9 protein-coding genes are annotated in these 8,442 nt (G+C 47.9%); 4 read left to right on the forward strand and 5 right to left on the reverse strand.

Annotated features, from left to right (window positions below; all coding sequences use genetic code 11):
* Positions 1-582: 582 nt before the first annotated feature.
* The 4 genes from QT974_RS18770 (at position 583) to QT974_RS18785 (ending at position 3,544) form a co-directional block, all read left to right on the forward strand.
* Positions 583-750 (forward strand): hypothetical protein, encoded by a 168-nt coding sequence (locus QT974_RS18770; protein WP_333469950.1) that lies wholly within the window; start codon positions 583-585, stop codon positions 748-750.
* Positions 751-991: 241 nt separating this feature from the next.
* On the forward strand, positions 992-1,723 hold the full coding sequence (locus tag QT974_RS18775; protein ID WP_333469951.1) for a PP2C family protein-serine/threonine phosphatase: 732 nt from the start codon (positions 992-994) through the stop codon (positions 1,721-1,723).
* 70 nt (positions 1,724-1,793) lie between these two features.
* Entirely contained in the window at positions 1,794-3,014 is a 1,221-nt protein-coding gene (locus tag QT974_RS18780) for an anhydro-N-acetylmuramic acid kinase (RefSeq protein WP_333469952.1), read from the forward strand.
* An 80-nt stretch (positions 3,015-3,094) separates the two neighbouring features.
* The gene (locus QT974_RS18785; protein WP_333469953.1) at positions 3,095-3,544 is read left to right on the forward strand and encodes a hypothetical protein; all 450 of its coding nucleotides are present in this window, start codon (positions 3,095-3,097) and stop codon (positions 3,542-3,544) included.
* Positions 3,545-4,099: 555 nt separating this feature from the next.
* Here QT974_RS18785 and QT974_RS18790 read toward each other — a convergent pair.
* The 5 genes from QT974_RS18790 to QT974_RS18810 all read right to left on the reverse strand — a co-directional run bounded on the left by QT974_RS18790 (position 4,100) and on the right by QT974_RS18810 (position 8,227).
* Entirely contained in the window at positions 4,100-4,297 is a 198-nt protein-coding gene (locus QT974_RS18790) for an NblA/ycf18 family protein (RefSeq protein WP_333469954.1), read from the reverse strand.
* 617 nt (positions 4,298-4,914) lie between these two features.
* On the reverse strand, positions 4,915-5,646 hold the full coding sequence (locus QT974_RS18795) for an ExbD/TolR family protein (protein ID WP_333469955.1): 732 nt from the start codon (positions 5,644-5,646) through the stop codon (positions 4,915-4,917).
* 15 nt (positions 5,647-5,661) lie between these two features.
* A complete protein-coding gene (locus tag QT974_RS18800) occupies positions 5,662-6,447 on the reverse strand; it encodes a MotA/TolQ/ExbB proton channel family protein (protein ID WP_333469956.1) in 786 nt (261 codons plus the stop codon).
* 242 nt (positions 6,448-6,689) lie between these two features.
* Positions 6,690-7,940 carry a ribosome small subunit-dependent GTPase A gene (gene rsgA, locus QT974_RS18805; protein WP_333469957.1) on the reverse strand — a complete coding sequence of 417 codons (1,251 nt, stop codon included), beginning with the start codon at positions 7,938-7,940 and terminating at the stop codon, positions 6,690-6,692.
* Positions 7,937-8,227, reverse strand: a complete 291-nt coding sequence (locus tag QT974_RS18810; RefSeq protein ID WP_333469958.1) for a sulfurtransferase TusA family protein — start codon at positions 8,225-8,227, stop codon at positions 7,937-7,939. Before QT974_RS18810 ends, rsgA begins: the two co-directional genes overlap by 4 nt.
* Positions 8,228-8,442 lie beyond the last annotated feature (215 nt).

The following is an 8,442-nucleotide window of genomic DNA, read 5'->3' on the forward strand; positions in this document are numbered from 1 at the left end:
ATCGTACTACCATTGCTTGCTCTTGCTTACAAACTTAATGAAGTTTTATAATACTGCCTCCAGTAGTCGAGACAATTGCTCTGGCGGACTGAAAAATTCAGAGGCCACAACGACAGTAATATCTCGGAATAAAGCTGCGATGACGGCAAGAATCGACCTAATTCTAGGTCTACTTTCCCGAACGCTTCTGCTTTGTAATTGACTGTGGTAAAGAACATTTCTCAGCCAGTATCGCTGATGGATAAGGCAAGATGATGATTGTTCGCCCGGTTTTTTACTAGGGAATTTTCAACGATAATAATTTGGTTTTGATCGACTATCTTGCCAGATATTTTATGCCAAAAATCTTCCCGAACTCTAGGGATTTTTGAAGAAACTTTGACAACAGCCAGTTTAGCTTTGCGTCGCGATTTTTTAGCCTCATCTTGTTGCCGAGATAATTTACGCTGTTTAAGCTTCAGCTTTCGTTAGTGCTTTCTGAGATGTCTAGGGTTTTGGTATTGTAAAACATTGAGAATTATCGAATGTAACAGCAAAGTCGAGCAACCCACTTGTCAATATCTGCGATAGTCGGACAAGTGGGTGAGTGCAATCCTTGTCTCACCTGCTGCACGATCGACCCGCGAACCGCAAACTGCTATCCTCGCGCCAGGGATTCCCAGCGGTATAGCTAAAATTTACACCACCAGCGGCGCGCGACTCGTGCGAAAAACCAGGCTGCTTCCTATTTGTCGCCAGCTCAACCTCTGATTTTTGTGTCGAAATCCAGTTTTATTGCAGGTGCTACTTCATATCCTTGCTTTAGACAAATTTTTAGATGTGGTTACCATCAGACGAGCTACAATATGAGATCAAGTAACTGCAATTTTTCCCAAACGGGCGATCGTCGGCGGCAGAAATGTCAACTCCGGTTCCTAACTTAAGTTTGGCCGGAAAACTTTGCAGGTGTTAAATCAAGCTTTCAAGTTCGATGAGTCAAATCACCCAATCTATGAAACGCTCTTTCGCAGGCAAGACAGACACAGGGCTAGTTCGTTCTGTAAATCAGGATTCGTACTATATAGACCCTGACGGGCGATTTTTCATAGTGGCCGACGGCATGGGAGGACACGCCGGAGGTCAAGAAGCCAGTCGGATTGCGACTGGGGCGATTCAATCTTATTTAATCGAACATTGGGAAGAGCCGGAGGATTCTCCGCTGTTATTGGAAAAGGCTTTTTTACTGGCCAATCAAGCGATTTTGACGGATCAGCTCAACCACCCCGAGCGTGCTGATATGGGGACTACCGCTGTGGTTCTCATTTTTAGGGATGAGGGGAGACCTTGGTGCGCTAATATCGGAGACTCCCGCTTGTACCGCCTCCACGGAGCTCGCTTAGAGCAGATTACTGAAGACCAGACTTGGGTGGCTCAGGCTGTCAAAAGAAAGGCGCTGACTCCCGAACAGGCTCGCAGTCATCCTTGGCGTCACGTTTTGTCTCAGTGTTTGGGTCGCGATGATTTGCGCGAAATAGATATTTTGCCGGTGGACGTAAAGCCTGGGGATCGCTTGCTGCTGTGTAGTGACGGCTTGACTGAGGAACTTTCCGATCCGTTGATAGCTTCCCCTCTGAAGTCGATTCGCGCCTGCGAGGGCGCGGCCACAGCTTTGATTGAAGCAGCTAAGGATAAAGGGGGACGAGATAATATTACTGTGGTGATCGTGACGATCGACCTCAAATAATATCCTCGCGCCCTCTGGCACCTCAAAATCTCCCAGTCAAAAAATCTCTCAATCAAAAATCTAAAATCGCATGGTTCGCGTTATCGGTTTGATCAGCGGCACCTCAGTGGATGGCATTGATGCTGCGTTGGTTGATGTGGTAGGTTCCCAAGCAGACTTGAAAGTGAATTTGGTGGCGGGTAAGACTTTCCCTTATCCGGCGGCTCTGCGATCGCAAATTCTCTCGGTTTGCAGCGGCTCACCTTTGTCAATGGCTGAATTCGCCCAATTAGATGATGCGATCGCCCAAGAGTTTGCGACGGCGGCCTTGACAATTCAAGCAGAACACGCTCCAGCAGAATTAATTGGCTCTCACGGGCAAACGGTATACCACCGACCTCCTGGAAATACGGAAAATAGCAGCTCGGGTACGACACCGTTTCCCAAATCGTTGATGGGCTACAGCTTACAACTAGGGCGGGGAACCCTAATTGCCCAATTAACAGGCATTACTACTGTTAGCAACTTCCGACCTGCCGACATTGCAGCAGGCGGTCAAGGAGCGCCCTTGGTTCCCATAGTTGATGCCTGCCTGCTGGCTGAACCCAACCGCAGCCTCTGCATCCAAAATCTTGGTGGAATTGGCAACGTTACCTATCTCCCAGCTACCGGAAAGCCCCCAAACCCTGAGAAATCGGAGATTTATACTCTCGGAGATGGCATATTGGGGTGGGATACAGGCCCGGCAAATTCTCTGTTAGATTTGGCAGTTGGGCACTTCTCGGGCGCCACTTTGACGATCGATTCTGGTGGAGCTTGGGCCTCAAGGGGCACTCCCTGTCAAGCTTTAGTCGAAAATTGGCTCTCTCAAGATTTTTTTGCTCAGGCACCTCCAAAATCGACAGGGCGAGAGTTATTTGGTGTAGACTATTTTGACCGATGTTTGCTCGATGCCGAGCCCTACAACCTCAGTCCTGCTGATGTGCTGGCTACTTTGACAGAACTGACTGTGCTCTCGATCGTTCGCAGTTACCAAACTTTTTTGCCGGCTATGCCCGATCGAGTTTTACTGTGCGGGGGCGGCAGCCACAATATCTACTTAAAAGGCAGATTGCAATCTCAGTTGCATCCTGTGCAAGTGTTGACTACTTCTGAGGCAGGCTTGAGTGTAGATTTTAAAGAGGCGATCGCTTTCGCGGTTTTAGCCGAGTGGCGGGTGCGGGGCATTCCCGGCAATCTGCCTCAAGTTACTGGTGCTGCTGCACCGGTACTTTTAGGAGAAATTAACTCTTGTTGGCACAGTTTGGCGTGATAGCATAGAGTCTGAGGGACAACGGCTGTGCGTTGTTGCACCAGCATTGTAGCCAGCAGGAAAAGCATAGGAACAGCACTGTGGCTCACACGTTTTTAATGGAATCTGGCCAATGGACGCTCGAAGGAAGTTGGATTGAGCGCAATGGCGTGCCAATTACGGTCAAAGGCAAAACTTTAGTGAGCTGGAACCGAACGGATTGGTTCAGTATGGTGACGAAGCTCGTGTTTCCTGGAGGCGATCGCGAAGAAATTATTTTGCAGTACCGAGGACACCTCAACAGCGATGAACGGCAGTATACTTTTGTACTCCAACACAGCGAACTCGGCCGAGTCGAGGGAGAAGGTTGGATTGCTCCCCAGTCGATCGTCCAGCGTTACTGGGTACTGGGAGACGAACGCCAGCGGCGCACGGGTTTTGATACCCTTCACCGCGTTGATGACAACCGCTACTATCAATCTAGCGGCGTCATGTCTGGTCATTACTTGACGAGTACCATGGAGGCAACTCTTGAACGCCAGTCAGAATAACTCTTTCTAGAGTCAAGAGTTGCCAGTTATAGGGTTTGATATTAAAATAGAAGGTCTTGCTGGTCGGAGGTCGCGCTCAGATGTCCGACTGGCGCCATTATTATCAAACCTCATCCGCTACCACCAGTACCAAATCCGGGTTATTCATCCCCGTTAATTATTTTATAGCTATTTTATATTTGAGATTTTGAATTTGAAAATTGAAGAATTGAATGATTGAAGATTCGCAATCATAACGGGGTAGGAAACCCGGATTCGGTATCAAAATAAATATATTTATTTGTGAAAAAAACTTTTTTAACAATTATTAATAACTATTAAATTTTTGAGTCGAGCCACGAGCGATGATTTTTTCCTTCTGCTGCTGTGTCGATCGACATAATGTTGAAATTGACTGCCGAAATACAGTTGAATCAAGAAGCTAGCTGTCAAATCTTTCTCCTCGACTATGACTCTCTACACATCGTGTTACTTCGAGTGACGCCCCATCACCCCCAACTCTTTTCCACCTGAGGAACAGAGTAAGAGACGGAGGTCGCCGACTGCGACTCTAAACTACTCAACGGCCCGATTGGGTTCTAATCCCCAATGGTGTTTGAGAAAATGCCGGTACATGGTTTCGCGCAACATCATTTGCTCGTAAAGCTTGACCAAAAACTCCTGTGCTTGTTCGCGGCTCATGTCACTTACCTGTGTTTTGAAGGAACACAGGCTAAATTGCTGCTCCAAAGACAATTCTGCTGGTTGGCTCATGACGAAAGACTCCTCTGTAAGTAAAGGTGACTTGATACTGAAAACCTGGATTAACCAGATTTGTAAGTTATTTCAGCGATCGGCTGTTGGTTTCAGGATGCGCCACCAGCCGATTTCGCTTAGTTATATTACAAAAGGTAACAATAATTTGACAAAATTACAATCTGTCCCAAGAAATAACTCGATCGCACAGATGGCAGAATGTCTGCAAAAGTTCCTTCTGCCGACTGATACCACTCTATCTCCTGGTCAAAAGAAAAAAGGCTCAGTACGAACCGAAATAATTGAAGCGATTTATACCAACTCGCGCGAAGATGCTCTCCGCGAGGGGGACACGAGGAGAGCGGACAGGGAGATAGAGTGTCCCAGGAGGAGAATTTCAATTTCTGTGTGGTTGCGGGAGCATCTCATTTTCGCAAAAAGGACGTTTTTTTATAGTGCGAGCTTAAGAACTTGCGTGCTTTACACAGCTTTGCTGTGCTCCCGACAGCACTACAAATGCAAAACCTAGATGCACCCGTTGTTACTTGCTTCTATCTATCCCGTAAATCCCTCTGAACTCCTACCTTGAAACGACTTCAGTTAGATTCCGTACACTGGTAGTTGCCAAACTTCAACTAATTAGATGAAGGGAGATTCTGCGTTGGTGAAGCGGCCGCTCCGGGTCTGAAATTGGGAGCAGTGGTTTGAGGCGAACCAGGAGGAATACCCTGATTTCCTCCAGTGTTGTTAGGCTGCTGTCCCGGAGCAGGGAGAGGAGATTGAAACTGATTCGGATTAAACTGCTGCTGTCTTGGAGCTGGAAGAGGAGATTGAAACTGATTCGGATTGAGCTGCTGCTGGCCTGGAGCTACGGGAGACGGTAACGGTTGACCCAAATTGCCCGCAGGTGGCACAGGAATCCCAGAATTGGGAAGCGAAGGATTGGGCCCCGCGGAGGGAGCCGAACTAGGAAGAGTTGCTAGGGCTACTCGATCGCCCCCTACCTCTCGCAATTTGTCTAAAACCTCGACAACTTTGGCGTATTTAGCATTTTGAGGAGCGTAGAGCACCATTAATCCGGCAGGATTTGTGCTGCGGAAACTCTTGATAACTCGATCGAGCTGTTGGTAATTAACAGGCAATTGGTCGATATAGGTTTGCCCAAAATCGTCTATGCTGACAATCAGCATTTCTCGCATCTGAGTTTGTCCCGTCTTCGCCTTGGGCAAATCGACATTAATCGCTTGCTGGCGAGTCAGTTGCAAAGCCGCCAGCAAAAAAAACGTCAAGATGCAAAAGATTACGTCAATTAAAGGCACCAGTTCAATCCGAGCATCTTCACCAGGAGTATCTAAGTGAATCTTCATCAGTTCTCCTTGATTCTAATTATTAGAAGTTGAATCAACATCGGGATCGGAACCTTTCAATTTCGGCTCCCTGAGACGTTCCCCCGATTCTTGAGAATTGAGAGAACGCCTGTTCAAACCATCGGAACCAAAGGAAGAATTGTTGTGATCTGTACCGGGCGATCGACCTTTAGCATTAGCCGTCGGCCAGTATTGCCGATAAAGCATTTCCATTTCATTTCCAGCTTTGCGAAATATTTTGGCTTGGTTAAACAAAAAAGCTTGAAATATCCGATAAAATGCCAAGGTAAAAATTGCTACTACCATCCCAGTCGCAGTCGTGATCAGCGCCTCGCTAATCCCCAAAGTCACGCCTGTGGTGGCCGCCGTGCCGATGTCGCCCAGACGAATGGAACTGAGGGAGTTAATCAAGCCCAAAACTGTTCCCAGCAAGCCCAGCAAAGGAGCCAGAGCGATCGTCGCTTCTAAAATTTTGTCGCCGCGACGCATTGAAGCTAACTCTTCATCTGCTGCTGCTTCGAGCGCCAGTCTAAATAAATCTGGTTCGGGATTGTAGAGGCGCAGGGGTGCAGAAAGAAATCGCCCGATCGGCTGTCGGTTTGCTTGTCTAGCAATCTCGTTAGCCGCCGCCCAATCACTGCGCGCCGCGTCGAGAATGCGGTTAACAATCTGCTTCTCTTTGCTCAAGAGGCTCGCCCAGAACCACAAACGCTCGATAATTGTACTTACAGACAGAATCGATAACACTAACAGGGGCCACATGGCGGGGCCACCTTTCTGAAACAGCTCTTGAATATTCACAATATTGTTGCTCCTGCAGTACCCGCTAAGTTTTGCTTTTGTTCTACTTTTTTTAAGAAATCTCAGGCCATTTAATTTTAGCTACTAATGTACTCCGGACTTACGCACTAGCCACTAGAGAAACCGGTCTTGCTAACTCGGCTTCGGACTGCAAAGAAGTATCTTACTCGATCGCATCCGGTTGCTGGATAAGTTTTACTACTATTTTCTACCGCTTCGAGATCGAGGCAGCCCTCAATTGCTCAGAATTGCTCTAGGTCTTCTTGGCACATATCTTGCAGTGACTGGTGTTGCAGGCGGCGGGAAGAGCGGCGATATTTTTTTGTTTGCAGTTTCGGTTCGTAGTGCTGAGTACCGTCCGACTTGGTTTGTTGCTTCAAACTCGATTCGGCACTGCTAGAGTTTTGCAGAGCTTGCTCGCGGACGATCGCCTCTTCTAGAAAATTCAAATAATACTCGTAACGCTCCCAAGATCCGCGCACCACGCAGTTAGGCTCATCTCGGTGCGAACAGTCGCTAAACTGGCAGCTACCTAAAGCCAGCCTCTGACGAGCTTCTGGAAAATATTCAGCTAACTCGGACGGAGCGCAGTCGAGAGCTGGCTGATTAAAGCCAGGAGTATCTGCCAAAAGCCCGCCGTCGGGGAGTTCAAATAGTTCGACGTGGCGAGTGGTGTGGCGCCCGCGGCCGAGTTTGCCAGAAACAGAATTGACTCGCAGGTTCAGCGCCGGAACCAGTTGGTTGATCAAGCTAGACTTGCCGACCCCAGAAGGCCCACAAATTATCGTTATTTTCCCTTGGACAGGGCCCGGAAGCAAGTCCGGCAAGCGATCGGGTAGTGAATTTAACGCCTCTAACGGAGGGATAAAATTTGGCAGTATCGGGTTATCCCCAGAAGGAAACACAGAACTATCTATATTGTCCGATAAATGCTGGCTGGCTACTTTTTTGACATCGACTTTGTTTTGAAAATTAGCCGCCGCTTCCCGGACTCCTGAGCCGCTGCGAACGCTAATAAACATTGGTTCGTAGCCCCAGCCTGAAAGCCGATCGCGCCACTGTTCCAACTCCTCGACACTCACCAAATCGCATTTATTCAGGCACAAACTCACCTCTAAACCTGTAGATTCTGCCTTAACTAAAAACCGAGTTAATGAGGCGGGGTCTAAATCGGGTTCGGCGAGGGCAAAAACGAGGAGAATGCGATCGGCATTAGCCACAGGCGGGCGATTGAGTTCTGTGCGGCGCAGGAAGACTTGTGAAATTGCACCCCGGCGGTCAGTCCAGTCAGGCTCGTCTACCACCACGCGATCGCCCACCATCACCTGTTGACCAATTTTTTTCAGTCGAGTGCGGCGAGTGCACAACAGAGTTGGAGCATCTGCTAGGGCTATATTGTCATCTATGTCGGCTTCTATATCTAATCTGACTCGGTAGAAGTTAGCCTGAACAGCCACTACAGTACCGATGAGCGAAGATAAATTCAGGTTCATCCTGCTTCCTGGTGTTCTGGGCGCTGGACTTTCATCGCAAAAAAGCCCGATTCCGACTCATCGGCGATAAATTGCGTTTCGAGAATTTGATAGCCTTCGATTTTTAGACTATCAGGCACTTGTTCGATCGGCTCCCCAGCATCCAACCACACTTCTAAAACAGCACCCGGTGGCATTTGCTCCAAGCGCAATTTAGTGCGGACAAAATTCAGAGGACACGGAGTCCCCCGCAGATCGATTTTGGCATCTGGGGATTTGGGATTTTCAATTGTGGATGTTGAATTCATAGTTTCCCTTTTCTTTTAAAATTTCCCATCTCAAATCCTGAAAGCCCAATTTTATCGTGAACCAATTGCCGAACAATTATTCTACAGCCGATTTTTGAGACCAATTGGTCTCATTTTTTTGAGGACTATTCCCACAAATTGCCGAACAATTATTCTACGACCGATTTTTGAGACCAATTGGTCTCATTTTTTTGAGGACTATTCCCACAAATTGC

The organism is Microcoleus sp. BM001215392 (assembly GCF_036700185.1).
In the GTDB taxonomy this organism is placed as follows: domain Bacteria; phylum Cyanobacteriota; class Cyanobacteriia; order Cyanobacteriales; family Microcoleaceae; genus Microcoleus.